Genomic DNA, 23,464 nt, shown 5'->3' on the forward strand with positions numbered 1-23,464 from the left:
GCCATCGCTCCCCGTCACCTCTCCTGAAGCACCGGACTGGCCTGATCGTATAGCGACCCGGCCAGTCCGTGCGCCGGAACGGCGCGGCGCCGGCGGTGACTAGGCGAGCGACGGCGAGGCGAGCCCGGCGGCGTCGGCCAGGGCCTCCGCCTTGTCGGTGCGCTCCCAGCTGAAGTCGCCGTCCTCGCGGCCGAAGTGGCCGTAGGCAGCGGTCTTCTGGTAGATCGGCCGATGCAGGTCGAGCAGCTCGCGGAACGCGCCGGGGCGCAGGTCGAAGTGCTCGGACACCAGCTCGGCGATCGTGCCGCGGCCGACCTTCTCGGTGCCGAAGGTCTCGACCATCACCGAGACCGGGTGCGCGACGCCGATCGCGTAGGCGACCTGCAGCTCGACGCGGTCGGCCAGTCCGGCTGCGACGATGTTCTTGGCGACCCAGCGCGTGGCGTACGCTGCGGAGCGGTCGACCTTGGTGGAGTCCTTGCCGCTGAACGCGCCGCCGCCGTGCCGGGCCATGCCGCCGTAGGTGTCGACGATGATCTTGCGGCCCGTCAAGCCCGCGTCCGCGCTCGGTCCGCCGAGCACGAACTTGCCGCTGGGGTTCACGATGATGTCGTCGACGTCCCACGGCGTGTCGTCGGGGATCGTCGGTGCGACGACGTGCTCGACGAGGTCCGCGGTCAGCAGCGGGTTGTCGTCGAGGTCGGCGGCGTGCTGGGTGGAGATCAGCACCCTGGCGACCCGCACCGGCCGGCCACGCTCGTACTCCACGGTGACCTGCGTCTTGCCGTCGGCCCCCAGGTAGGGCAGGGTGCCATCCTTGCGAACCGCCGCCAGCCGCTCGGCCAGGCGGTGCGCCAGCTGGATCGGCATCGGCATCAGCGCGTCGGTCTCGTGGCAGGCGAAGCCGAACATCATCCCCTGGTCGCCCGCCCCGAGCACGTCGAGCGGGTCGCGCCCGCTGCCGTCGCGTGACTCGAAGGCGTTGTCGACGCCGCCGGCGATGTCGGCCGACTGCTCGTCGATCGCGACGAACACCCCGCAGGTGTTGCCGTCGAACCCGGCCTGTGGACTGTCGTAACCGATGCCCTTCACGGTCTCGCGTGCGACGTCGGCGATGTCGACGTAGCTGTTGGTCGAGATCTCGCCCGCGACGACGACGAACCCGGTGCTGACCATCGTCTCGCAGGCCACCCGCGCACCGTCGGGGTCGGAGTCGGCGCGGAGCACGGCGTCGAGCACGGCGTCGGAGATCTGGTCGGCCACCTTGTCGGGGTGGCCCTCGGTCACGGACTCGGACGTGAAGAACCTCAGATCGGACACTGCGTGCTCCTTGCGTCATGCAGCGCGCGCGGTCACGGCGCGCGCGGTCGGGCCACGTGCCGCGCGTCTTGACCGCGTGGGTCCGCGCGGCCTGGGGCGCTAGTAGCGGTACTGGTCGGACTTGTACGGCCCAGTCACCGGACGGTCCAGGTAGGCGGCCTGCTCCTTGGTCATCTCGGTCAACCGGACGCCCAGCTTGTCAAGGTGCAGGCGGGCGACCTGTTCGTCAAGACGCCTGGGGAGCACGTAGACGTCCGTGTCGTACTCCTGCTCCCGGGTGTGCAGCTCCATCTGGGCCATCACCTGGTTGGTGAAGCTGGCCGACATGACGAAGCTGGGGTGGCCCGTGGCGCACGCCAGGTTCAGCAACCGGCCCTCGGCCAGGACGATGATCGCGTGGCCGTCGGGGAACACCCACTGGTCGACCGTGGGCTTGATGTTGATGCGCTCGATGCCGTCGACCTTGGCGAGCTCGGCCACTTGTATCTCGTTGTCGAAGTGGCCGATGTTGCCCAGGATCGTCCCGTGCTTCATGCGGGCCATGTGCTCGACGGTGATCACGTCGCGGTTGCCGGTTGCGGTGATGAAGATGTCCGCTGTGTCGACCACGTCCTCGATGCGGGCGACCTGGTAGCCCTCCATCGCCGCCTGCAGCGCGTTGATCGGGTCGATCTCGGTGACGACCACGTGGGCGCCCTGCCCCCTGAGCGCCTGCGCCGAGCCCTTGCCGACGTCGCCGTAGCCGCAGACGACCGCAACCTTGCCCGACAGCATGACGTCCGTCGCGCGGTTCAGGCCGTCGAGCAGGGAGTGCCGGCAGCCGTAGAGGTTGTCGAACTTGCTCTTCGTGACGGAGTCGTTGACGTTGATGGCGGGAAACAGCAGGGTGCCGGCGTCGCGGCGCTGGTAGAGCCGGTGGACACCGGTCGTGGTCTCCTCCGATACGCCCACGATGTCGGCGGCGACACCGGTCCAGCGCTGCCCGTCCTCCTGCAGGCTGGCCCGCAGCCGCTCGAGGATGACGGCCTCCTCGGCCGATGCGGCGGCCGAGGCCGGCGGCACGGCGCCGGCCTTCTCGTGCTCGACGCCCTTGTGGACGAGCAGCGTGGCGTCACCGCCGTCGTCGAGGATCAACGTGGGACCGGCGTGGTGAGGCCAGCGGAACGTCTGGTCGATGCACCACCAGTACTCGTCGAGGGACTCGCCCTTCCAGGCGAACACGGGGACGCCCCGAGGCTCCTCGCCCGTACCGTCCGGGCCCACCACGACCGCCGCGGCGGCGCTGTCCTGCGTCGAGAAGATGTTGCACGACGCCCAACGGACGTCCGCGCCGAGCGCGATGAGCGTCTCGATGAGCACCGCGGTCTGCACCGTCATGTGCAGCGAGCCGGTGATGCGCGCGCCGGCCAGCGGCTGCCGTTCACCGTGCTCCTCGCGCAGCGCCATCAGGCCCGGCATCTCCTCCTCGGCCAGCTCGATCTCGCGGCGGCCGAGTGCGGCCAGCCCGAGGTCGGCGACCCTGAAGTCAGACGCGGTCAGTAGGGAGCGGTCCTGCACGACGGTGCCTTCCTGGATGTATGGGCGCGGATCAGCTGTCGTCGGGTCCGGCGTCAACGCCGCCTCGGCCCTCGGCGCGGTGATGGTCTGCTGTGGCGCCGGTCGCCCGTGATGTGCGTGATGCCACGGCACGCCGGCCTGTCGGCGCCCAAGCGTAGCGTCGCGTCGGCGGAGGCCAGCGGCGTCAGCGTGCACCGAGCGCAGCGAACCCGGGCTTTATCACGTCGTCGATCAGCGTGAGCCGCGCGTCGAATGGCCAGAACGCGCTCTTCATCGCATTGACGGTCAGCCACCGCAGTTCGTCGATGCCCAGGCCGAACGTCTTGGAGACGGCGGCCAGCTCGGAGCTGAGGGTCACGTCGCTCATCAGGCGGTTGTCGGTGTTGACGGTCACGCGGAAGCGCAGGCGTCGCAGCAGGTCCAGCGGGTGCTCGGCCAGCGACGGCGCCGCTCGCGTGTGGACGTTCGAGGTCGGGCACATCTCGAGCGGGATTCGCCGGTCGCGGATGAACGCGGCGAGCTTGCCCAGTGTCGGCGGATCGGTCGTCGTGTCGATGTCGTCGACGATCCGCACGCCATGGCCGAGCCGCTCGGCACCGCAGAACTGAACGGCCTCCCAGATCGACCGCAGCCCGAACGACTCGCCGGCATGGATCGTGATGTGGGAGTTCGCGCGCTGGATCAGGTGGAACGCGTCGAGGTGTCGTGTGGGCGGATAGCCAGCCTCCGCCCCAGCGATGTCGAAGCCGACGACGCCATCGTCGCGCCAGCGCACGACCAGCTCTGCGATCGCCCGTGAGCGGGCCGCCGTGCGCATCGCCGTGACCAGGGTGCCGATCGTGATGTCACGATCGGCGCTGCCGTCGCGGAAGCCGGTCAGCACGGCGTCGACCACCCGGTCCAGCGACAGACCCATCGAGGTGTGCAGCTCCGGCGCGAATCGAACCTCGGCGTACACGACGCCATCGTCGGCGAGGTCCTCGGCGCACTCGGCGGCCACCCGATGCAGCGCCTCGGGAGTCTGCATGACCGCGACGGTGTGGGCGAACCCCTCCAGGTACGTCTCGAGGCTGCCCCGGTCTGCGCCGCGGGTGAACCACGACTGCAGCTCGTCGGGGTTCTTGGTCGGCAGGTTGCCGTAGCCGATGTCGCCGGCGAGGTCGATCACGGTCGCCGGGCGCAGGCCACCGTCGAGATGATCATGCAGCAGCACCTTCGGTGCCCTGCGGATCGTGTCGATGTCAACGGCCATGCGCACCAACTCCCCGTGTGTAGCCGCGCTGCTGGGGGGCATTATGCCGTTCGAGTCGAGTCGAGTCGGGTCGGCCGTGGCCGGCCCGCGCTGGCGGCACGCGCCGTGCAGCCGTTCGATCCACGGCAGCGCCGACGCCCGCGGGTCGTCGGACTTCAGCCGAACTGCCCGTCGAGTACAGGGATGGACATGACTGGTCGGCCCAGGTACCGGCTGGCGTTCCCGCGGGAGCGCAGCGACGGGCTCGCACAGGACGAGGCGTACTTCCAGCTCGTCGAGGAGAGCGGCGACACCTGGATCCGCTTCCACGACTACGACGAGATCTATCGTCGTCCGGGCCTGTACGAGCAGCTGTTCTACGACCGCCTCAAGTGCTCGTCGCCCCGGAAGGTGGCCCAGATCCTGCAGTCCGCGGTCGCTCAGTCCGACATGCACGTCACCGAGTTGCGGGTGCTCGACCTGGGTGCCGGCAACGGGATCATGGGCGAGGAGCTCAAGAAGGAGGGCGTGTCGCGGCTGGTCGGCATCGACATCATCCCTGATGCCGAACAGGCGCTGTACCGCGACCGTCCGGGTGTGTACGACGCCTACCACACGGTGGACATCACCAACCTGAGCACCGAGCTGCGCTCCGACCTGCTGTCCTGGCGCTTCAACACGCTGGTGGTCGTCGCGGCGCTGGGCTTCGGTGACATCCCGGCCGCGGCCTTCGTCGAGGCGTTGAACCTCATCGACACACCCGGCTGGATCGCGTTCAACATCAAGGAGTCGTTCCTGGACCGCAGCGACACGACCGGGTTCTCCCAGACGCTGCGCGAGCTGATCTTCTCGGAGTACGTCGACGTCTACCACATGGAGCGCTACCGCCACCGCCTGTCGATCGACGGTGAGCCGCTGTTCTACTTTGCGATCGCGGGCCGCAAGAACGCTGACATCCCCGCTGACTTCTTGGAGCACATCGACGCCGTCGAGCTGGCCGCGGCGCCGCAGCGGCGCGATTGACCGCCCGCGGAGGGTGCCCTGATGTCGATCGCGCGAGGCCAGCATCACCATGTGAGGAGCTGAACCATGCCAATCCCCACCGAGCCAGTCGGCTCACTCCCGCGTCCTTCACGCCTGCAGGAGGCCATCCGTAGGTACGACCTGGGTGAGATCTCCAAGGAGGAGCTGGAGCAGCTGCAGGACGAGGCCTGCCGCGACTCGATCGAGCGGATGGAGGCCACCGGGTCGCCCATCGTGTCCGACGGAGAGCAGCGCGCGTCCAGCTTCGCGACCTACCCGATCGTCGACACGCTGGCCGGGACCGGTCTGGCTGACAACCTGGCCCCGGACGGCCAGTACTTCGCAATCTTCGACGACGGCCACCACCGGCAGCTGCCGCGCCTGACCGCCGGACCGTTCCGTTACCAGACCTACGCCTCGGACTACCTCTCGAAGTCGTTGCCGATGGCGACGAAGCCCATGAAGCAGGCCGTGATCGCCCCGTCGATGCTGATGCTGCTCTATCCGTTGGACGACGAGGTCGGCGGCTACCCACGCGAGCAGTTCCTCGAGGACCTGTGCAACGAGACCGAACGCGACATCCGGCAGGCCTTCGAGACCGGCGCGCAGCGCGTCTCGATCGACTTCACCGAGGGGCGGCTGGCGCAGAAGAACGATCCACGCAACCCGTGGACCGGACGCGGGATGCTGAGCGAGTTCATCGAGCTGAACAACCGGGTGCTCGACAGGTTCACGCCCGAGGAGCGGGTCAACATCGGCGTCCACACGTGCCCCGGTGGCGACATGGACTCGGTGCACAGCGCCGAGGTCGACTACGCCGAGCTGCTGCCCAGCATGTTCAAGATGAACGCCGGCTACTTCCTGATCCAGCTCGCCAGCGAGCGCGACAAGGAGTACGTGTACCGCCTGATCGGAGAGCACAGCCGAGAAGACGCCAACGGCGTCGCGCAGGTCGCGTTCATCGGCGTCATCGACCCGCTCAACCCGAGGGTCGAGACCCCCGACCAGGTCCGCGACGACCTCGTGACGGCGGCCAACCACATCGACCGGGAGCGACTCGGGGCGACCGACGACTGCGGCTTCTCGCCGTTCAGCATCGACGACAAGCCCAGGCACGGATCCCCCGACTTCGCCCGCGACGTCGCCTTCCAGAAGATCACCAACCGGGTCCGCGGCGCCGAGATGGCCTCCGAGCAGCTCGGCCTGTAACCCGGCGGCACACACGACGACGTCGCCGTGGACCGGCGGCGTCGTCCGTCAGGCCGGCAGGTGGTCGACGATCTCGTCGGCAGCCTCGTCGTCATAGGCCGCAACCAGCCGCTCGTGCGCCGTCCCGACGTCGACGGTGTACGCCTGTGGCCCGACGCTCTCGAGCGCCATCACCCCGAGCAGCGAACCGACCTGGGCGCTGCGCTCGAGGCTCATGCCCCAGGCGAGACCCGACAGGAAGCCCGCCCGGAAGCCGTCGCCCGCACCGGTCGGCTCGAGGTCCACGTCGTCGCGTACGGTGACGGCGCCGACCTCGATCCGGTCCCGGCCGACCTGCTCGATGTGGCAGCCCTTCGGGCCGTGGGTGGTGACGCAGATGGCGACGCGGTCGAGCAGCGCGTCGCCGGTCCAGCCTGTCTTGCGCTCGATCAGCGAGCGCTCGTAGTCGTTGGCGATCAGGTAGGCGGCACCGTCGATCAGCGGCCTGAGTGCGTCCCCGTCGAGCCGGGCGATCTGTTGACTGGGGTCGGCGAGCACATCGATGCCCAGCTGGGTGGCCTCGCGGGTGTGATTCTCCATGGCGACCGGGTCGTTGGGTGAGACGACCACCAGATCGAGGCCGTCGACGCGCTCGACGACCGGTGCCAGCGCGATCTCGCGGGCCTCCTCCATCGCGCCCGGGTAGAACGACGCGATCTGGCTCTCGGCCTGATCGTTGGTGCACAGGAACCGGCCGGTGTACAGGTCCGCCGACACCCGCACCGACTCCAGATCGACGTTGTGGTCGCGGAGCCACTGCTCGTGCTCTGCCGGGAAGTCATGCCCGACTGCGCCGACCAGGATCGGGCGGTGGCCCAGCAGCCCCATGCCGAAGGCGATGTTGGCCGCGACCCCGCCGATGCGTACCTCGAGCGAGTCCACCAGGAAGCTCAGCGAGAGCCGTTCGAGCTGGCTCTCCACGAGTTGCTCGTGGAAGCGGCCGGGGAACGTCATCAGATAATCGTTCGCGATCGATCCAGTGCACGCGATGCGCATCGGCGGCCGCCACCTGCTCGGGGTCTGCAAACCACGTGAATGTAGTGCTTGTGACGCGTGGTCGACATCAGCCTGTCCATGCCGTGAACGGACCATGCGCCGCGCCCCGCCGCTCAGTGCGCGAGCAGGTCCGGCAATTCCCGGATGTCGCTCAGCTCTGCGTAGGGGCGGCCGTCGTGCTCGTGGTCGGCGACCTGCTCGTACTCCCAGGTCAACTGGTAGGGGATGTGCACCGCGTGGGCGCCGATGTCGAGCACCGGCAGCACGTCGGAGCGCAGCGAGTTGCCGACCATCACGAACGACGCCGGATCGACGCCGGCGCGTGCGAGCACCCGGCGGTAGCTGGCAGGGTCTTTCTCGGTCACGATCTCGACGATGTCGAAGTGCTCCGCGAGGCCCGACCGGGCGACCTTGGACTCCTGGTGGAAGAAGTCGCCCTTCGTGATGAGTGCCAGGCGATAGTTGGTGGCGAGGTGCGCGACCGTGTCGGCGACGCCGTCGAGCAGGTCCACGGGATGGCGCAGCATCTCCTTGGCCCAGTCGACGATGCGGGCGACGTCGTGTGCGGCGATCCTGCCGTCGGTGACGGTGATCGCCGTCTCGATGAGGGACAGGGCGAAGCCCTTCACCCCGTAGCCGAACAACTCGAGGTTGCGCCGCTCCGTCGTCAGCAGCCGCTCGTCGATGCCCGCATCGGGGGCGTAGCGCTCCACCATCACGCGGAAGCGCTCGTGTGTCGTCGCGAAGATCGACTCGTTGTGCCACAACGTGTCGTCGCCGTCGAGTCCGACGACGGTCACGGAGGGGTCGGCCGGGCGCATCATCCGCAACCCTACGCCGGGACGCTCCCGCCGCCACCTGTCGCCGATGTTGGTGAAGGCAGCGACACGCGGTGGTGGTCCAGAGCGCTCGACCACGCCCGTGGGCGAGGGCACGCCGTCGCGGGGCGGGCTACGATGCGCGGACCGCATGCAGCGCGGATCGTGGTCGCACGGACCAACCAGAGGACCGGATCCGCCGACAGTTGTTCTCCACCCCTGCTGAAAGGCCACTTCCAGTGGACACGCGCGTCGAACGTGTCGACGACACCACCGTCAAGCTCGCCGTCACCGTCGAGGGCCCCCGCGTCAAGGAGGCGCTCGACGAGGCGGCCCGCCACCTCGCCGACGAGGTCAAGATCCCCGGCTTCCGCAAGGGCCGCGTGCCGCGCAAGGTCCTCGAGAGCCGGCTGGGCAGGGGCGCGGTGATCCAGCACGCCGTCCAGGACTCCCTGCCGCAGTTCTACGCGGAGGCGGTGCGTGAGTCCGAGGTCGAGCCGGTCGGCCAGCCCGAGTACGAGCTCGACACCTTCGAGGAGGGCAAGGACGCGGCGTTCACCGCCACCGTCGAGGTGCGCCCCGACTTCGATCCGCCCGCGGTGGAGGGTGTGCGGGTGTCCCATCCCGCGTGGGAGGTCACCGACGCGGACGTCACCGCCGAGCTCGACCAGCTCCGCGAGCGCTTCGCCGAGGCCGAGACGGTCGACCGGCCGCTTCAGATCGGCGACCTGGCCGTTCTGTCCGTCAGCGCGACCTACCGGGGGGAGCCGGTCGAGGACGCCCGCATGGACGACCAGCTGTATCGGGTCAACGACCCGGAGCAGACAGGCCAGGCGCTTGACCGCGAGCTGCTCGGCAAGACACCCGGCAACATCGTGAAGTTCACCGACACCTTCGACGACCACGAGCGGGAGCTCGACTTCACCGTGATCGTCAAGGACGTCAAGGCGCTCAGGCTGCCCGACGCCGACGACGACTTCGCCATCACCGCCAGCGAGTTCGACACGATCGACGAGCTGCGGGCCAGCATGCGCTCGCAGCTCGCCGAGCAGAACCTGCGGCGCGCGCGCGAGTCATTGCGCGGTCGTGTGGTGGAGGCGGTCAGCGAGCTGGTCGACGTGCCGCTGCCCCGTGCCCTCGTCGAGCAGGAGGCGCAGTTCCAGCTCGCGCGCCTGGCGCGCGACGCGGAGCAGCACGAGATCCCGTTCGATCAGTACCTGCAGGCCGCCGGGACCACCTTCGAGGAGCTTCAGGAGCAGCTGCGCGACAACGCTCGGCGGACCGTGCGCGCCCAGCTCGTCGTCGACCGGATCGGCCGTGACGCCGGTGTCGAGGTGACCAACGACGACCTGACCCGGCAGCTGCTCGAGGAGGCCCAGCGGCTGCAGATGCCTCCGGACCAGCTCGCCGAGTTCATGAGCGAGCCTGAGCGTCTGGGAGTGCTCTTCTCCGACGCGTTCCGTCGCAAGACGATCGATCACATCATCGAGCGCGTGGAGATCACCGACGGCCCACCACCGGAGGTCGACGAGGTGGTCGACGGCGACGTCGAGGACGGGCCCGAGGGCGACGACGAGGCCGCCGGAGACGGAGACGCGACGGCCGATGGGACCGACGGATAGCCGGTGGCGTCCGACCAGGCCTGACGGGTGCGATCCGCCCGCCCCACCGGGCGGCGACGGCGCTAAGGTGTCGACAACCGCGCACGTGGACGACCAAGGAGCACACCAATGTCCACCTCGTCGCCGATGAACTACCTCGTGCCCATGGTCATCGAGCAGACCAACCGTGGCGAGCGGTCGTTCGACCTGTACTCGCGGCTGCTTAAGGACCGCATCATCTTCCTGGGGACGCCGATCACCGACGAGATCTCGAACGTGATCATGGCGCAGTTGATCCACCTCGAGGGTGAGGACCCCGGCAAGGACATCAACCTCTACATCAACTCGCCGGGTGGGTCGGTGACGAGCGCGCTGGCGATCTACGACACGATCGAGTTCATCAAGCCCGACGTGACGACGATCTGCATGGGGCAGGCCGCCTCGGCGGCCGCGATCCTGCTGGCGGCCGGCACCAAGGGCAAGCGGTTCGCGCTTCCCCACGCGCGCATCCTCATCCACCAGCCCCACGGCGGTGCGGAGGGGCAGTCGTCGGACATCGAGATCCAGGCGCGCGAGATCCAGCGGATCCGCGAACTGCTCGACCAGATCCTCTCGGAGAAGACGGGTCAACCGCTCGGGAAGATCACGGAGGACACCGACCGCGACTTCATCATGACGGCCGAGGAGGCTGTCGAGTACGGGATCATCGACCAGGTACTCCAGTCGCGCCGCCTCCAGGAAGTCCAGCTCGCCGCCAGCTAAGGTACGTGCTCGCCGTGCTGGCCGGTCGGGCCGTGGAGCGCGGCGACGTCAGTGCGCATCACGAGCCGACGGGTCCCGGGCACCTTTCCCAGGACCCTTCGTGCCCGGTACGATGAGACCCTCGCCGATGGGCGTAGGGTGACCGAGTCGATCAGCGGCAAAGGGAGCGAGCCAGCGACATGGCGAAGTTCGGTGAGAGTGGCGACCTGCTGAAGTGCTCGTTCTGCGGCAAGTCCCAGAAACAGGTCAAGAAGCTGATCGCCGGACCCGGTGTCTACATCTGTGACGAATGCATCGACCTGTGCAACGAGATCATCGAGGAGGAGTTCTCCGACGCGACCGAGCTCGTCTCCGGAGAGCTGCCCAAACCGGTCGAGATCTACGAGTTCCTCAACGACTACGTCGTCGGTCAGGACGCGGCGAAGAAGGCGCTCGCGGTCGCCGTCTACAACCACTACAAGCGCATCCGGGTCGGCGGGCAGCGTGAGGACGAGGTCGAACTGGCCAAGTCCAACATCCTGCTGCTGGGACCGACGGGGTCGGGCAAGACGCTGCTCGCCCAGACGCTCGCGCGTTTGCTCAACGTACCGTTCGCCATCGCCGACGCCACCGCGCTGACCGAAGCCGGCTACGTCGGCGAGGACGTCGAGAACATCCTGCTCAAGCTGATCCAGGCGGCCGACTTCGATGTCAAGAAGGCCGAGACCGGGATCATCTACATCGACGAGGTCGACAAGATCGCCCGCAAGAGCGAGAACCCGTCGATCACCCGTGACGTGTCAGGTGAGGGCGTGCAGCAGGCGCTGCTGAAGATCCTGGAGGGCACGGTGGCCAGCGTGCCGCCGCAGGGTGGGCGCAAGCATCCCCACCAGGAGTTCATCCAGATCGACACCACCAACATCCTGTTCATCTGTGGCGGCGCGTTCGCGGGCCTCGACACGGTGATCGAGCGTCGCATCGGCCGCAGCGGGGTCGGTTTCGGTGCGGACGTGCGCAGCCACAGTGAGAAGGACCTGTCGTTCCTGTTCAGCGAGGTCCTGCCCGAGGACCTGATCATGTTCGGCCTGATCCCAGAGTTCGTCGGGCGGCTGCCGGTCGTGTCGAGCGTCGATCCCCTCGACCGCGACGCCCTTGTGCGGATCCTCACGGCGCCCAAGAACGCGCTCGTCAAGCAGTATCAGAAGTTCTTCGACTACGACCGGGTCGACCTTCAGTTCTCCGACGACGCGCTGGAGGCGATCGCCGACCAGGCCATCCTTCGTGGCACCGGCGCCCGTGGCCTTCGCGCCATCCTCGAAGAGGTCCTGCTCAACACGATGTACGAGCTGCCCAGCCGCGGCGACGTCGGCGAGTGCGTGATCACCGGCGAGGTCGTACGCGAGCGGGTGAACCCGACGCTCGTCCCGCGCGCGGAGCCCGCACCCAAGCGCCGCCGCTCCGCCTAGCTCGAGCGTCGCGTCACCCGCCACCCGCCGCGGGGCCTATCCTTGGGCGCGCGTCCGCGTCGTGCCGAGCGCCGGCGACGGCGCCACGGCGCGGCGTGGGGAACGATCCGCTCACATCGCGCTGGTTGCGTCCCCACGAGGGACGCCCGCACGCGAGCCGGGCCGTGGACCCGGCGCGTGCCGCCAGGACACACCCGCACCGACGAACATGGCGCGAGCAATGACCAGGACGCTTCCGAAGACCTATGACCCCGCCGAGGTCGAAGCCCGACTGTACGCGTGGTGGGAGGAACGGGGCTTTTTCCACGCCGAGCCCGACGACCCGGGGGAGCCGTTCGCCATCACGTTGCCGCCGCCGAACGTGACCGGCAGCCTGCACATGGGCCACGCGTTGACCGCGGCTGTGGAGGACGCGATGATCCGCCACGCGCGTCAGTCGGGGCGCAACGCAGTGTGGCTGCCGGGCACCGACCACGCCGGCATCGCGACCCAGAACGTGGTCGAGCGCATGCTTGCCGAGGAAGGCATCTCCCGGCACGACCTCGGCCGCGAGCAGTTCCTCGAGCGGGTCTGGGCCTTCGTCGAGGAGACCGGCCCCTTCATCCAGCATCAGCACCGTCGCCTGGGCGCGGCGCTCGACTGGGACCGCGAGATCTTCACCTTCGACGAGCAGCGCTCGCGGGCGGTCCGCGAGGTCTTCTGCCGCTGGTACGACGAGGGCCTGATCTACCGCGGGTACCGCCTGATCAACTGGTGCCCGCGGTGCCACACGGCGCTGTCGGACATCGAGGTCGACCACGTCGACGAGGAGGGGGAGCTGGCGGAGCTGCGCTACCCGGGAACCGACGGCTCCCAGGGTGTCGTCGTGGCGACGACGCGCGCCGAGACCATGCTGGGTGACACGGCCGTGGCGGTCCACCCCGACGACGAGCGCTACCGCGACCTGATCGGCACGACGGTCATGCTGCCGCTGGTCGACCGCGAGCTGCCGATCATCGCTGACGCGCACGTCGATCCGCACTTCGGCAGCGGCGCCGTCAAGGTCACGCCGGCGCACGACCCCAACGACTGGGAGATCGGCCAGCGCCACGATCTGCCGGCGATCAACATCTTCACCGAGGACGCCCGCGTGAACGAGAACGGCGGGCCGTACGAGGGCCTCGACCGGTTCGAGGCGCGGCGCCGGGTGAAGCACGACCTGGATGCCCTCGGTCTGCTGGTCGGCGTGTCGCCGCGCGTCCATTCGGTCGGTCACTGCTCCCGCTGCAACACCATCGTCGAGCCGCGGCTGTCCGACCAGTGGTTCGTGCGCATGGGCCCGCTGGCGGAGCCCGCGATCGCTGCGGTGCGTGACGGGCGGACCCGCTTCATCCCCGAGCGCAACACCAAGACGTTCCTCGACTGGTTGGAGAACCTCCACGACTGGTGCATCTCCCGGCAGCTGTGGTGGGGCCACCAGATCCCGGCGTGGTACGACCGCGACGGCGCCATCCATGTCCGGCGCACGGATCCGACCCCGGAAGAGGTCGCCGAGCTCGGCCTCGAGCGCGACCCGGACGTGCTCGACACGTGGTTCAGCTCGCAGCTCTTCCCGTTCGTGAACCTGGGCTGGGACGGCGAGACGACGAGCACCCCCGAGCTCGACACCTGGTACCCGACGGCCGTGCTCGAGACCGGCTATGACATCAACACGTTCTGGGTCTCGCGGATGTTGATGGCCGGCCTGTCGATGATGGGAGACGTGCCGTTTCGCGTGGTCTACAACCACGGGATGGTCCGCGACCGCGAGGGCAAGAAGATGTCCAAGTCGTTCGGCAACGTGATCGACCCGCTGGAGTTCGTCGACCGCTACGGAGCCGACGCCCTGCGCTTCGCGCTGCTGCGTGCTTCGACGGCCGGGCAGGACGCGCCGTTGGCGGAGGAATGGGTCGAGGGCGCGCGTCGGTTCGCGAACAAGCTGTGGAACGCCGCGCGGTTCGTGCTGCTGTCGCTGGGAGATCCGGCGCACGCTGCCGAGGTGCCCGACGTCGACGCGCTCGCGCTGGAGGACCGCTGGATCCTGTCGCGGCTCGAGGATGTGCGTGGCGAGGTCGACGAGGCGATGGGCGAGTGGGACCTCGGCCGTGTGGCGCGTGCCCTGTTCCACTTCACGTGGGACGAGTACTGCGACTGGTACCTCGAGCTGGCGAAGCTGCGGACCGGTGACGGCGCCGACGGCGCGGCTGCTCGCTTGACCCTCAGTCACGTGCTCGACCAGACCATGCGCCTGCTGCACCCGCTGATGCCGTTCCTGACCGAGGAGGTCTGGCGGACGCTGCACGACGCCGACGACGCCACCACGATTCAGCGCGCACCGTGGCCGACAGCGGCTCCGGAGCGGCGAGACCCCGTCGCCGAGGCGCAGTTCGGCGCGCTGACCGAGGTCGTGTCGGAGCTCCGCAGGTTCCGCTCGGACCATGTCCTGCCGCCATCGGCACGCATCGACGTCGTCGCGGTCGCGGACGACAGCCAGCGGGCCGTCCTCGAGGGTGCGTTGGACGGCATCCGCCGCCTGGCCGGTGTCGACGGCTGGCAGTTCGCCGACGACGCCGACGGTGGGGCCGGCCCCCTGGGGCGCGTGACCGTCGACGGCGCCGACCTCTACGTGCCGCTGGCCGGCCTGATCGATCTCGACGAGGAGCGCTCGCGGCTCGCGCGCGAGCGCGAGCGTGCCCGCAGCGAGCTGGCCCGCGCGCGGGGCAAGCTGGCCAACGAGGGGTTCGTCACGCGAGCTCCGGCCGACGTCGTCCAGGCCGAGCGCGAGAAGGTCGACGAGTGGCAGCAGGCGATCGAGCGGCTCGACGCCCAGCTCCACAGCCTCGACCAGTGAGATGAGCAACCTCGTCGTCGACCTGCTGAGCCGCCGGCCGCCGGCGGACGACGACCAGCCTGAGCGCCTGCAGACCCTGCTGGAGCTGCTGGACCGCCCCGACCACGCCGTCCCGGCCATCTGGGTGGGTGGGACCCATGGCCGCAGCAGTGTCGTAGCGATGGTGGCCGCCCTGCTGGCCGCGCTGGACATCACCGCGGGAGCGACCACGCGTCCGCATCTGCAGGATCTGCGCGAGCGGCTGCGGATCGCCGGTGCGCTGATCCCGGCCGACACGCTGCGTGCACAGCTGACCTATCTCGACCCCTTCCTGCACGAGGTCGACGCCCGCTTCGCGGCGCCGCTCGGCTTCGACGAGGTGCTGCTGGCGATGGCCGTCACGTGGTTCGCCGACGCGCCCGTCGATGTCGCCGTTCACGAGGGCGCCCCGCTGCCGACCGGCCGCAGCGACGTGAAGGTGACCCTCGACCCGGTCGGCGGGGCGGTCGTGCGGACCGCCGACGGTGCCGAGCACGTCGCCGGCGATGCCTACGACGTGGCTGACCGTGAGATCGCGGTCGGCGGCCAGCAGCTGACCTTGCGGGGCGTCGCAACGACGGTGTCGGACGTGTACCTGCCCCTGCACGGCCGGCACCAGGCTGACAACGCGGCCGTGGCGCTCGCCGCGGTCGAGGGCTTCCTCGGGTATTCCGGTGGACTCGACGCTGATCTGATCCGCGGCGCGTTCGCGCGGCTCCGGCTGCCGGGCCGGCTGGAGGTCGTGCGGCGCACGGATGGGGCCAGCGTCCTGCTCGACGGCGCTCGTGACGCCACCGCGGCGAGGGCGTTGGCCGCGGCGCTGACGACGGAGTTCGCGGTCCGGCACCGCGTCGGCGTGCTCGGCCTGTGCACCGACGATCCGGCCGCGGTGCTGCAGGCGCTGACCCCGGCCCTGGACCACCTGGTCGTCGCCCCTGCGCCGACGCCGGACGCGACGCCGTCGGCCGAGGTCGTCGCCGCCGCGCAGGGGCTCGGGGTGAGGGTGGAGTCCGCTGGATCGATCGACGACGCGCTGGAGCTGGCATCGGGCGTGGCGACAGTGGAGGACGTGGTCGTCGTGGCCGGCGGGCTGCAGACGGTCGGCGCTGCACGACGACTGCTGGGCCTCGACCCCGTGGACGACCTGTTCGACCGTACGTGAACGTGCCGCACGTCTAGCATGAGGGCCTGGTCATCCACCGCTCTCGACGAGGTACGGCGACGCATCATGAGTGAGCGCACCCTGATCCTGGTGAAGCCCGACGGCGTCCGCCGGGGCCTGATCGGCGAGGTCATCTCGCGCATAGAGCGCAAGGGTCTGACGATCGCCGAGTTGCAGCTGCGTACGCTCGACCACGCCATTGCCAAGGAGCACTACGCCGAGCACACTGACAAGCCGTTCTTCGGCGAGTTGGTGTCGTTCATCACCAGCGGCCCGCTGGTCGCCATGGCGGTCGAGGGACCCGAAGCGGTCACGGCGATGCGCACCCTGATGGGCGCGACCAACCCGGTCGAGGCGGCGCCGGGATCGATCCGCGGGGACTACGCCACCGTGATCACAGAGAACATCGTGCACGGCTCCGACTCGCCGGCGTCGGCGGAACGCGAGCTCAAGCTGTTCTTCGGCTGACGCCATCGACCCTTCTGGGGAGGGGTCCGCCACATTGGTCGGCCGGCGCCCCGGGCGGTGGGTGGCCGACGCGCTTGGGGAGGCAGTCTGCCACATTGGTCGGCCGGCTCCCCACAGCGTCGTCGTCCACAGCGTCCGGCCGCCGCGACTGTCGCGATCCGCGCGGGCGGCGCACGATGCGTGCCGTCTCCGTCGGCGAACGGGAGCGGTCGTGCAGCTGTGTCCACTGATGTCTCCGACGATGGCCTTCCGGCCGGGCCCGCCGGAGCAGCGCGTCCAGGTGACCACCCCCGACAGCGCGCTCGCGGTCGTCCGACCGCTCCTGGCCGACCGTGATCGCGAGTGCGGCGTCCTCGTCGCCCTCGACACCCGGCACCGCGTCATCGGCACGACGCTGATCTCCGTGGGCACCGCCGCGACCACGTTCCTGGCGCCGCGCGAGGTGTACCGGGATGCCCTGCTGCTCGGCGCGTCGGCCGTCGTCGTGGCCCACAACCACCCGAGCGGCGATCCCACGCCATCGGCCGACGACGAGCGGATCACTCGCCGGTTGGCGGAGGCGGGAGCGACGCTGGGCGTGGACCTGCTCGACCACATCGTGGTGGGAGATCCGGACTGGACGAGCCTGGCACGCGTCGGCACGGGAGGGCTGTAGCGCAAGCGAGGTCGATGTGGACAGCCTGCGGCACCGGCGCGTGGGTTCGCGGCCGGCGGTCGCGCGGTCCGCGCCTGCCCGGTCCTGCCGCGTCCCCGTCCTATGCTGTTCGCCGAGCCTGGGTCAGCGGTCACGGAGGTCAGGTGCAGAGTATGCTCGCTGCCAGTGCGCTGTTCGGCCGCGACCTCGCGATCGACCTCGGGACCGCGAACACCCTGGTCTACGTGCGCGGCCGTGGCATCGTGCTCTGCGAGCCCTCGGTGGTCGCTATCAACACGACGACCGGGACGCTGCTGGCCGTCGGCGCCGAGGCCAAGCGCATGATCGGTCGCACCCCCGGACACATCTCGGCGATCCGGCCGCTCAAGGACGGTGTGATCGCCGATTTCGACGTGACCGAGCAGATGTTGCGCTACTTCATGCAGAAGGTCACTGGCCGCCGTCCATCGCTGCTGACCAAGCCCCGCGTGGTGGTGTGCGTGCCCAGCGGTGTCACGGGCGTCGAGCAGCGCGCCGTCGAAGAGGCGTCGGTGCGCGCCGGAGCGCGCTCGGCGTTCATCATCGAGGAGCCGATGGCCGCGGCCATCGGTGCGGGGCTGCCCGTCCACGAGCCCACCGGCAACATGATCGTCGACATCGGTGGCGGCACCACCGAGGTCGCGGTGATCTCGCTGGGGGGCATCGTGACCAGTGTGTCGATCCGCATCGCGGGCGACGAGCTCGACGAGGCGATCGTCACCTACATCAAGAAGCACCACTCATTGATGCTCGGCGAGCGCACGGCCGAGGAGATCAAGCTCGCCATCGGCAGCGCCCACCCGCTCGACGAGGAGATGCAGGCGGAGATCCGCGGCCGGGACCTCATCTCGGGCCTGCCCAAGACGATCGTCGTGTCGGACGCCGAGATCCGGGAGGCGATCGAGGAGCCGGTCAGCTCGATCGTGTCGGCCGTGCGCAACACGCTCGACCGCACACCCCCCGAACTCGCCTCGGACATCATGGAGCGGGGCATCGTGGTGGGGGGTGGCGGCGGGCTGCTGCGTGGCCTGGTCGAACTGTTCCGAGCCGAGACAGGCATGCCGGTGGGCCTGGCGTCGGAGCCGCTGCACGCGGTGGCCGAGGGCTCGGGCAAGTGTCTCGAGGAGTTCGAGACGCTCAAGCGGGTGCTGATCTTGACATCGCGTCACTGACCGCAAGCGCGCAGGGACCGACGTCCGGCCCGGTCGGGCCGGGACGGGTCCGACGGAATCGACGCTCCGGTCGTCGCGGTGGTGACGACAGTGCGGATGCGCTGCCCGCTGCCGCGCCCGGGAAGCGATGATGCGCGCCCTGGGCACCCGTGGTCACCCTGGCCGTCGCCGCGGTCGGCATCGGCATCGGCGGATCTGACGGGGCGATCACGGTTCGGCGCCGGTGTCGTCCTCGACCTCCTGGCGGGTCCGGCCTTGCCGGTCGTGGGTACGCGCTCGTCGGGTTGGCGGTGGGATCTGTGCCGGCATGGCTCGCCCGCGCGTGCTCGGACCCGTGGCGGTGTTCCGCCGTTGGTGCTCCCCTGGTGGGCGCCGGCGCGGCCGCCACAGTGGCACCCCCCGGGTCTCGCGACATCGGCGTCGTCCTTGCCCGTCGGGATGGTGGCCGCCGCAGCACTCGCAGGCGCGATAACGCGATAGCCTGTCCCAATGGTCGTACGTCTCCTCAGGGGATCACTACCCGAACGCGCCCGCCCGGCGTAGAGTTTTCCCACGACGAGGGCGCGTCGCGACTTGCGAAGTCTTCTGGAATCTTGCGCAGTGATGAGGATGGAAGCGCATGCGGGTGCTCGGCGTGCTGGCGGCGTGGGGTGTGCTCGCCGTGCTCGCCACCATGTTCTTCGCGCTCGGCGGTTCCCTCGGCTACCGGCGCGGTGTCAGGGACACGCTCAACCAGATCCGTGAGCGTCGCAGCGGCAACGGCGGGTGTCGGCCGCTGCCCGCCAACCACATGCGTCGCCGCTCGAGCGGGCACGCCCGTCCCGGAGCGCGGGCGCGCCGCACGCGATGGCGTCCGCGGCACGCCGGCGCCGCGGTCGTGGGGCCGACGCGAGCCGCTGGGCATGTGCGGTCCGACCCCCGTGTGGTCGCACTGTCCATCACCGTTGCGGCGCTCCTGTTGATCGGCGTGCCAGGCGCGGCGATCGGCGCCACAACGGCGCGTCCCGGTGAGTCGCTGTACACGGTGCGGCGTGGACTCGAGAACGCACGGGTGGCGCTGGCCAGGGGGGCCGAGGACGACGCTAAGGTGCACGTCGAGCTGGCCGCCGCACGGCTGGTGGACCTGCAGGGCCTCGTCGGCGACGACGCGGCACCGGAGGTCATCACCGACGTCAGCCTCAACCTCGCGGACCATGCAGACGCCGCAGCCAGCCAGTTGACCGCGGTCGCGGACCCGACGCGGTCCACACTCGGTGCGCGGCTCGAGGACGTCACCACCAAGCAGGTCGAGGTAATGGACGATCTCGTGCCATCCGACTGCGACAGCGGTCACTGCCGTGCGCTCCACGAGACACGGCAGAGCACGGTCGCGCTCAGGGAGACCACCGAGCACGAGGTCGCCGTCTCCGATCGACCCGTACAGGCCGACAAGGACGGGGTCGTCACCGCGTCGGAGGTCGAAGACCCCAGCGCCGACGCCCCGGTCGCCGCGACTGGCACAGACGCACAGGATGCCGGCGACGCCGAGCCGAGCGACGCGGGGACCAGCGAAGACGTCTCGCCGCCGACCGCGGCCGACGCAGCGGCGGGCCGCGCCCCCCAGGACGCCACGTCGGAGCCATCGCCGAAGCCCAGCAACGGCACCGAGCCCACGGCGACGCCGTCGCCGATCCCCAGTCCGCCGCCGAGCAACAGCCCGACGCCGACGGAGCCGCCCGCAGGGTCACCCGCGACCGAGCCGGACGCGCCACCCGCGGCCACGAGCGGCGCCGGTGGCACGGACGCCACCGCGCCCGACACCGCCGGGCAGTGACACGATGACCGGCCGCGAGCGCGGCTGACCACCGTCCACCGCCGCTGGCACCTCGCCGGCTGCTGCGCAACATCGTGCGAACGACGATGCTGCCGCGCCCTGCCGACGAGCGGACACGGTTGCGGCCGACGTTCGTCGACACGCTGCCCGGGAGCGGGCCCCTGGTGCTGCTCGCCCGCCTGTGGTTCGTGCAGATCGTGCAGCGAGCGGTACGCCGCCCTGGCCGAGCGCGGTCGGATGCGCGCCGTCGCTGACGAAGCACCGCGCGGCTGGATCCCCGACAGGCTCGGCCGAGTGCTGGTCGACAACCGGCAGGTCCACGTCATCGGGGTCCGGCTCGCCGGCGCACGGGTACGGCACGTGGTGGTCCTGGCGGCCATCGGACTGGCGGCGATCGGGTTGCGGTCTGGTGCCCGTCATCGGCCTGCCGTGCCGCTGGTGTTCCGCTGACCGCGCGAACCTCGTCGCGTCACTGGCGATGGTCGGCCGGATGGTCAGCGTGCACCGCGCTGCGCGGCAGCGGCCGGGCCTCGCGGCGGGACGACGAAAGGCTAGACTCCGAACCACGCGTTGACCGCGTCGTCACGACGCTCCGCCAAGAACTGCACAATGTCCCATGCAACCACAGCACAATCGGTCTGGCCCCGCCTCGAGCCACTGCTCACCGGCGTGCGCAAGCCCGCCCGCTACGTCGGTGGCGAGGACAACATCGTTGTCAAGGACCACGCCGACACCGACGTACGCTGGCTGCTGATCTACCCCGACGCCTACGAGATCGGCCAGCCCAACCAGGGCATCCAGATCCTGTACGAGGTGCTCAACGAGCGCGAGCGCACGGTCGCCGAGCGCGCATTCGCACCCTGGCCCGACATGGAGCAGCTCATGCGGGAGCGCGACATCCCGCTGTTCAGCCTGGAGAACCACCTGCCGCTGCGCGCGTTCGACGTCGTGGGGTTCAGCCTCGCCGCGGAGGTGGGGTACACCAACCTCCTCAACTGCCTGGATCTCGGTGGGCTCGCCCTGCGTGCGGCCGATCGCGGCGATGATGACCCGCTCGTCATCATCGGCGGGCACGCGGCGTTCAACCCCGAGCCACTGGCCCACTTCGTGGACGTCGCGATCGCCGGGGACGGCGAGGAGTTCGTGCTGGAGCTGAACGAGCTCATCGCAGCGACGCGCCGCGCGGGCAGGGATCTGTCGCGCGCGGACCTGTGTGAGCGTGTGGCCCGGATCGACGGCGCATATGTACCGGCGTTCTACGAGCCGCGCTACACCACCGACGGGAGGCTGGCCGGCACGTTCCCCCGGCGTAGCGGCGTGCCCTACCGGGTACCGAAGCGCACGGTCAGTGACCTCGACCAGTGGCCGTACCCCAAGAAGCAGCTCGTGCCGTTGACCGAGACCGTCCACGAGCGCTACGCCGTCGAGATCTTCCGGGGGTGCACCCGCGGCTGTCGGTTCTGCCAGGCCGGCATGATCACCCGCCCGGTCCGAGAGCGATCGAAGGAGACCGTGAAGGAGATGGTGGCCCAGGGCGTCGCCAACACAGGTCTGAACGAGGTGGGCCTGCTGTCGCTGTCCAGCGCGGACCACTCCGAGATCCTCGGCATGTGTGGCGATCTGGCGGACACCTACGAGGGAACGGCCACAAGTCTGTCGCTTCCGTCGACGCGGGTCGACGCCTTCAATGTGCTGCTCGCCGACGAGCTGATTCGCAACGGCCGGCGGACCGGCCTGACGTTCGCCCCCGAGGCGGGGACCGAGCGCATGCGGCGCGTGATCAACAAGATGGTCACCGAGGCCGACATGTTGCGCACGGCGGAGACCGCGTTCGCGAACGGCTGGCGCCACATCAAGCTGTACTTCATGATCGGTCTGCCGACCGAGCGCGACGAGGACGTCATCGCGATCGCCGAACTCGGCCTGAAGGTCCTCGCCATCGGACGGGAGTACGGACGCAAGAACAAGGTCACGGTGTCGGTCGGCGGATTCGTCCCCAAGCCCCATACACCGTTCCAGTGGTGCGCGCAGGACCGACCCGAGGAGCTGTCGCGCAAGCTCGGGCTGATCAAGTCGCGCGTCGCGCGCGACCGCAACCTCAACCTGCGCTATCACGACCCCGAGCCGGGCGTGATGGAGGGGCTGCTCGCCCGCGGCGATCGCCGGGTCGCCGACGCGATCGCGCGCGCCTTCGAGCTCGGCGCCCGTTTCGACGGCTGGAATGAGCACTACGACCACGCGCGCTGGATGCGGGCGTGCGACGACGTAGGCGTCGACGTCGGCTGGTTCTGCCACCGCGAGCGTGGCGAGGACGAAGTCATGGCGTGGGATCACATCGACTCCGGCCTCGAACGCGACTGGCTGTGGTCGGACCTACAGGACGCCGTCCGTGAGAAGCCGCTGGACGACTGCCGGTGGATCCCGTGCTACGACTGCGGTGTGTGCCCCGGCCTCGACCTCGCCCACCAGACCAACCACGACGGTGCCGCACCGCTCGACCCACGTGTCGCTCCGCTCCGCGCGACCGACGGTGAGCCTTCGGCACGCAGGTACCTCCCCCTCCATGCGGGTCAGAGCTAGATACGCCAAGGACGGCCGGCTGCGGTTCATCTCCGCCATCGACCTCGGTCGCGTCTGGGAACGCGCGCTGCGTAAGGCGGACCTGCCGATCGGCTACAGCGAGGGGTTCACGCCCCACCCGAGGGTCAGCTTCCCCGACGCACTGGCGTTGGGATATGCCTCGACCGGCGAGTACGTCGAGCTGGTGTTCGCCGTGCCCGTCGACGTCGACCGTGCCGTCGCGGTGTTCAACGCCGTGGCACCCGAGGGTCTGCGGATCCTTGATGCCACTGTGGTCGTCGACGGCGCCCCGCGCATCGCAACGTGGTTGCGCGCGTCGCTGTGGGACCTGCGATACCCTTCGGATGACGACGGCAGACTCGACAGCGGCGTACGAGCGCTCGCTCATGCGGAGCGCCTCCCGGTCGACCGGGATCGCAAGGGCACGACCACGCGACTCGATCTCAGGCCGGCGCTGCACATGATCGCTGCACACGACAACGCCGTTCGCGTGATCCTGCACCACACCGAACCACCGTTTCGCCCGACCGAACTGCACCAGTCGCTGTGCGCGACCGGCGGCCTCGCTGGGCTCAACGCCCCGCGGCTCGTGACGCGAATCGCGCAGGGCAGTCCCGAAGCCGACGGGCTGCGCGAGGCACTGTCCGACAGGCTCCTGCCGCTGGTGCCGCACGACAGCACGGTCGCGGCGGGATGAACAGACCAGAG

19 protein-coding genes are annotated in these 23,464 nt (G+C 69.6%); 14 read left to right on the forward strand and 5 right to left on the reverse strand.

Annotated elements, in window-relative coordinates; genetic code table 11:
- Positions 1–99: 99 nt before the first annotated feature.
- The 3 genes from metK to VK923_04385 form a co-directional block, all read right to left on the reverse strand.
- Positions 100–1,320, reverse strand: a complete 1,221-nt coding sequence (metK, locus tag VK923_04375; GenBank protein ID HSJ43903.1) for a methionine adenosyltransferase — start codon at positions 1,318–1,320, stop codon at positions 100–102.
- 99 nt (positions 1,321–1,419) lie between these two features.
- Entirely contained in the window at positions 1,420–2,877 is a 1,458-nt protein-coding gene (gene ahcY / locus VK923_04380; GenBank protein ID HSJ43904.1) for an adenosylhomocysteinase, read from the reverse strand.
- Between the two features lie 184 nt (positions 2,878–3,061).
- Positions 3,062–4,129, reverse strand: coding sequence for an adenosine deaminase (locus VK923_04385; GenBank protein ID HSJ43905.1), 1,068 nt, complete (start codon positions 4,127–4,129; stop codon positions 3,062–3,064).
- A gap of 189 nt (positions 4,130–4,318) precedes the next feature.
- On the opposite strand from VK923_04385, the gene VK923_04390 reads away from it, so the two are divergent.
- Both VK923_04390 and VK923_04395 read left to right on the forward strand, forming a co-directional pair.
- Positions 4,319–5,131, forward strand: coding sequence for a class I SAM-dependent methyltransferase (locus VK923_04390; GenBank protein ID HSJ43906.1), 813 nt, complete (start codon positions 4,319–4,321; stop codon positions 5,129–5,131).
- Between the two features lie 66 nt (positions 5,132–5,197).
- Positions 5,198–6,340: a hypothetical protein gene (locus VK923_04395; GenBank protein HSJ43907.1), complete on the forward strand. Its 1,143-nt coding sequence runs from the start codon at positions 5,198–5,200 to the stop codon at positions 6,338–6,340.
- 48 nt (positions 6,341–6,388) lie between these two features.
- On the opposite strand, the gene VK923_04400 is transcribed toward VK923_04395, so the two are convergent.
- Together VK923_04400 and VK923_04405 are read right to left on the reverse strand one after the other, a co-directional pair.
- Positions 6,389–7,333 carry a carbohydrate kinase family protein gene (locus VK923_04400; protein ID HSJ43908.1) on the reverse strand — a complete coding sequence of 315 codons (945 nt, stop codon included), beginning with the start codon at positions 7,331–7,333 and terminating at the stop codon, positions 6,389–6,391.
- 155 nt (positions 7,334–7,488) lie between these two features.
- Positions 7,489–8,175, reverse strand: a complete 687-nt coding sequence (locus VK923_04405; protein HSJ43909.1) for an HAD family hydrolase — start codon at positions 8,173–8,175, stop codon at positions 7,489–7,491.
- A gap of 257 nt (positions 8,176–8,432) precedes the next feature.
- Between VK923_04405 and tig the strand changes: the two genes are divergently transcribed.
- The 12 genes from tig (at position 8,433) to VK923_04465 (ending at position 23,453) form a co-directional block, all read left to right on the forward strand.
- A complete protein-coding gene (tig, locus tag VK923_04410; GenBank protein ID HSJ43910.1) occupies positions 8,433–9,815 on the forward strand; it encodes a trigger factor in 1,383 nt (460 codons plus the stop codon).
- Between the two features lie 108 nt (positions 9,816–9,923).
- Complete coding sequence (locus VK923_04415) at positions 9,924–10,556, forward strand: ATP-dependent Clp protease proteolytic subunit (protein ID HSJ43911.1); 633 nt, start codon at positions 9,924–9,926, stop codon at positions 10,554–10,556.
- A 179-nt stretch (positions 10,557–10,735) separates the two neighbouring features.
- On the forward strand, positions 10,736–12,001 hold the full coding sequence (gene clpX, locus VK923_04420) for an ATP-dependent Clp protease ATP-binding subunit ClpX (GenBank protein ID HSJ43912.1): 1,266 nt from the start codon (positions 10,736–10,738) through the stop codon (positions 11,999–12,001).
- A gap of 220 nt (positions 12,002–12,221) precedes the next feature.
- Positions 12,222–14,870 (forward strand): valine--tRNA ligase, encoded by a 2,649-nt coding sequence (locus VK923_04425; GenBank protein ID HSJ43913.1) that lies wholly within the window; start codon positions 12,222–12,224, stop codon positions 14,868–14,870.
- Position 14,871: 1 nt separating this feature from the next.
- The gene (locus tag VK923_04430) at positions 14,872–16,050 is read left to right on the forward strand and encodes a cyanophycin synthetase (protein HSJ43914.1); all 1,179 of its coding nucleotides are present in this window, start codon (positions 14,872–14,874) and stop codon (positions 16,048–16,050) included.
- Between the two features lie 66 nt (positions 16,051–16,116).
- On the forward strand, positions 16,117–16,518 hold the full coding sequence (ndk, locus tag VK923_04435; protein ID HSJ43915.1) for a nucleoside-diphosphate kinase: 402 nt from the start codon (positions 16,117–16,119) through the stop codon (positions 16,516–16,518).
- A 241-nt stretch (positions 16,519–16,759) separates the two neighbouring features.
- Positions 16,760–17,173 (forward strand): JAB domain-containing protein, encoded by a 414-nt coding sequence (locus tag VK923_04440; protein HSJ43916.1) that lies wholly within the window; start codon positions 16,760–16,762, stop codon positions 17,171–17,173.
- 152 nt (positions 17,174–17,325) lie between these two features.
- The gene (locus VK923_04445) at positions 17,326–18,363 is read left to right on the forward strand and encodes a rod shape-determining protein (GenBank protein ID HSJ43917.1); all 1,038 of its coding nucleotides are present in this window, start codon (positions 17,326–17,328) and stop codon (positions 18,361–18,363) included.
- Between the two features lie 619 nt (positions 18,364–18,982).
- Complete coding sequence (locus tag VK923_04450; GenBank protein HSJ43918.1) at positions 18,983–20,176, forward strand: DUF5667 domain-containing protein; 1,194 nt, start codon at positions 18,983–18,985, stop codon at positions 20,174–20,176.
- 237 nt (positions 20,177–20,413) lie between these two features.
- On the forward strand, positions 20,414–20,626 hold the full coding sequence (locus VK923_04455) for a hypothetical protein (protein ID HSJ43919.1): 213 nt from the start codon (positions 20,414–20,416) through the stop codon (positions 20,624–20,626).
- Between the two features lie 159 nt (positions 20,627–20,785).
- Positions 20,786–22,756 carry a TIGR03960 family B12-binding radical SAM protein gene (locus VK923_04460; GenBank protein HSJ43920.1) on the forward strand — a complete coding sequence of 657 codons (1,971 nt, stop codon included), beginning with the start codon at positions 20,786–20,788 and terminating at the stop codon, positions 22,754–22,756.
- Positions 22,740–23,453: a TIGR03936 family radical SAM-associated protein gene (locus tag VK923_04465; protein HSJ43921.1), complete on the forward strand. Its 714-nt coding sequence runs from the start codon at positions 22,740–22,742 to the stop codon at positions 23,451–23,453. The genes VK923_04460 and VK923_04465 overlap by 17 nt, the downstream gene beginning before the upstream one ends.
- The last annotated feature ends 11 nt before the right edge of the window (positions 23,454–23,464 follow it).

Source organism: Euzebyales bacterium (assembly GCA_035461305.1).
GTDB lineage: Bacteria > Actinomycetota > Nitriliruptoria > Euzebyales > JAHELV01 > JAHELV01.

Bases quoted from the DNA above. Each gene is read 5' to 3' on its own strand.
- VK923_04385 (HSJ43905.1), bottom strand. From the start codon at position 4,129: ATGGCCGTTGACATCGACACGATCCGCAGGGCACCGAAGGTGCTGCTG.
- VK923_04425 (HSJ43913.1), top strand. From the start codon at position 12,222: ATGACCAGGACGCTTCCGAAGACCTATGACCCCGCCGAGGTCGAAGCC.
- VK923_04445 (HSJ43917.1), top strand. From the start codon at position 17,326: ATGCTCGCTGCCAGTGCGCTGTTCGGCCGCGACCTCGCGATCGACCTC.
- VK923_04465 (HSJ43921.1), top strand. From the start codon at position 22,740: ATGCGGGTCAGAGCTAGATACGCCAAGGACGGCCGGCTGCGGTTCATC.
- VK923_04395 (HSJ43907.1), top strand. From the start codon at position 5,198: ATGCCAATCCCCACCGAGCCAGTCGGCTCACTCCCGCGTCCTTCACGC.
- VK923_04455 (HSJ43919.1), top strand. From the start codon at position 20,414: ATGCGCGCCGTCGCTGACGAAGCACCGCGCGGCTGGATCCCCGACAGG.
- VK923_04415 (HSJ43911.1), top strand. From the start codon at position 9,924: ATGTCCACCTCGTCGCCGATGAACTACCTCGTGCCCATGGTCATCGAG.
- clpX (HSJ43912.1), top strand. From the start codon at position 10,736: ATGGCGAAGTTCGGTGAGAGTGGCGACCTGCTGAAGTGCTCGTTCTGC.
- VK923_04390 (HSJ43906.1), top strand. From the start codon at position 4,319: ATGACTGGTCGGCCCAGGTACCGGCTGGCGTTCCCGCGGGAGCGCAGC.
- ndk (HSJ43915.1), top strand. From the start codon at position 16,117: ATGAGTGAGCGCACCCTGATCCTGGTGAAGCCCGACGGCGTCCGCCGG.
- VK923_04440 (HSJ43916.1), top strand. From the start codon at position 16,760: ATGGCCTTCCGGCCGGGCCCGCCGGAGCAGCGCGTCCAGGTGACCACC.
- VK923_04400 (HSJ43908.1), bottom strand. From the start codon at position 7,333: ATGACGTTCCCCGGCCGCTTCCACGAGCAACTCGTGGAGAGCCAGCTC.
- VK923_04450 (HSJ43918.1), top strand. From the start codon at position 18,983: ATGCGGGTGCTCGGCGTGCTGGCGGCGTGGGGTGTGCTCGCCGTGCTC.
- VK923_04460 (HSJ43920.1), top strand. From the start codon at position 20,786: ATGTCCCATGCAACCACAGCACAATCGGTCTGGCCCCGCCTCGAGCCA.
- VK923_04430 (HSJ43914.1), top strand. From the start codon at position 14,872: ATGAGCAACCTCGTCGTCGACCTGCTGAGCCGCCGGCCGCCGGCGGAC.